Raw genomic sequence first — 2029 nt, forward strand, 5'->3', positions numbered from 1 at the left:
GGTTTTTTTTTTTTTTTTTTTTTATTATTTTTTAATCTCTCTTTTTTCTTTTTTTTATAAGTTTTATCAAATAAACTATAAGAGTTTTCATACCATTTTGAGGATTGATAATTATAACCAAGTAATTGAGCATATTTTTCAGCTTCATCAATCAAACCAATTGTGTAATGTACCTCTACCAATCTATGCAAGGCCTCTTCTGCATAGATAGTAGTATCATAGTTATCAATTATTTCTCTGAATCTATTTATTGCTGGTATCCATTTTTTTTTATCAAAATAATATCTACCTAAATACATTTCTTTGGCTGCAAGAATATCGTCAATTAATTCAACTTTGAATTCTGCGTCAATCGCATATTCTGTATTTTGATAATCTTTTAAAATTATATTAAAATTTTCTTTAGCTTTTATTATTGATTGTAAGTCTTTTTTTTCATCAACAATCTGTTCATAATGGCAAATGGCTAATAAATAATAGGCGTATCCTAGATCTTTATGTGTATTATATAACTTAATAAATCTTTCTAATTCTGCTATAGCATCACCATAGTAGTCTTGAGTATAATAAGAATAGGCAGCCATTAAAGCTGATTGAGGTGCTGAAACTGCTTGTGGAAATAATATTTCTGCCTCATTAAATTTTTTTGCGGCGTACAAAATATCACCCGCCTCTAAAGCTTCCATTCCCTCATTGTATGCCTCCTGAACTTGTAATTCTAAACTTTTTTCCTTTATGATAGATTTTTGTGTTGTTTCTTTAGAGCACGAATTAAATAAAACTAAAATTATTAAAAAAATTTGAATTTTAAATCTAAGCATACCTGTTTTATACAGACTTACCAAAGAATTTTAAAGATCAATATATGTTAAGCGATCGATTTTAATAACGTTTTATTTAGAATGGTATGAGGAAGATTTCGTTCTTGTATTTCAATTATCGAAAAGTTTTCTTTATTATCAAACACTTTTTTTAACAATTGATTTGTGAGAAAATGACCGCCTTGAGAACAATTTACGCTACCAATTATTCTATATCCACTTGTGTATAAGTCTCCAATACAATCTAATATTTTGTGATTAACAAATTCTTTGGGATTTCTAAGCTTTTCAGAATTTAAGATTTCATTACCCTTTACAACGATTGCATTATTTAAACTTCCACCTTTTGCAAGTCCTTTTTCTTTAATTTTTTCTACATCGTCGAATAAACAAAATGTTCTTGAGTTAAAAATATCTAACAAATCATCCTCGTACACATTTACTTTATTTTCTTGATTTCCAATCAAACAATTTTCGAATTTCAATTTAAAATTAATATCCAAACTTAATTTAGATGGCTCTATGGAAATAAATTTCTCTCCTTGATAATATGTAATTTTTTTTTGTATTTTGATTATCTTAATAGGTGCCTCACTTTTCTCTAATCCACAACTTTTTAAAATCTCTATAAATTCTTTTGCTGAACCGTCTAAGATTGGTATCTCTTCATTATTTATTTCTACCAGTGCATTATCAATCCCTAATCCAAATAAAGCACCCATTAAATGTTCAATAGTTGATACTTTTACTCCGTGCTCGTTAGATATAGTTGTATTTAATAAGGTATTAGTTACGTTACTGAAACTTGGGTAAACGTAATTGTTTGACTGTAAATCTACTCTTTTAAAAACAATCCCCGTGTTAGGTTCAGAAGGCTTTACTAATACTTTGGCAAATTTACCATTATGAAGTCCAACCCCACTAAAAGTTGCTATTTTTTTTAAAGTTTTTTGGCTTAACAATGACATAAATAAACCTTTAATATGTAAAGAAAAAAAACTGAAAACAACAAATATTACGATAAACTACTAATTAATTAAAAAAATCAAAGAATCTCTCAAAAAAACCCTGTTTTTTGTTAGTTTTACCATTCAGCAAAACCTCATTGCTATTGTGGCCTGAAATAATTCTACTGGCTGTAGTAAAAATAGTGTTATCTGTATTATCTTTAAATTTTTTTACATAACTGGCACTTAAAATTTGATTTA

General features: G+C 27.2%; 2 protein-coding genes. Both read right to left on the reverse strand.

The genetic code is table 11. The annotated features are described in order from the left end of the window. The coding region (locus tag ACTT83_RS06060) for an outer membrane protein assembly factor BamD (RefSeq protein WP_440919197.1) at positions 1 to 821 on the reverse strand (821 nt) is incomplete at its 3' end. Positions 822 to 868: 47 nt separating this feature from the next. Further along, positions 869 to 1789 (reverse strand): UDP-3-O-acyl-N-acetylglucosamine deacetylase, encoded by a 921-nt coding sequence (lpxC, locus tag ACTT83_RS06065; RefSeq protein ID WP_440919198.1) that lies wholly within the window; start codon positions 1787 to 1789, stop codon positions 869 to 871. Positions 1790 to 2029 lie beyond the last annotated feature (240 nt).

The organism is Candidatus Pelagibacter sp., from assembly GCF_052049775.1.
Classification (GTDB): Bacteria; Pseudomonadota; Alphaproteobacteria; order Pelagibacterales; family Pelagibacteraceae; genus Pelagibacter.

Excerpts from the sequence above, each read along its gene's own strand:
- lpxC (WP_440919198.1), bottom strand. The coding sequence starts at position 1,789 with ATGTCATTGTTAAGCCAAAAAACTTTAAAAAAAATAGCAACTTTTAGT.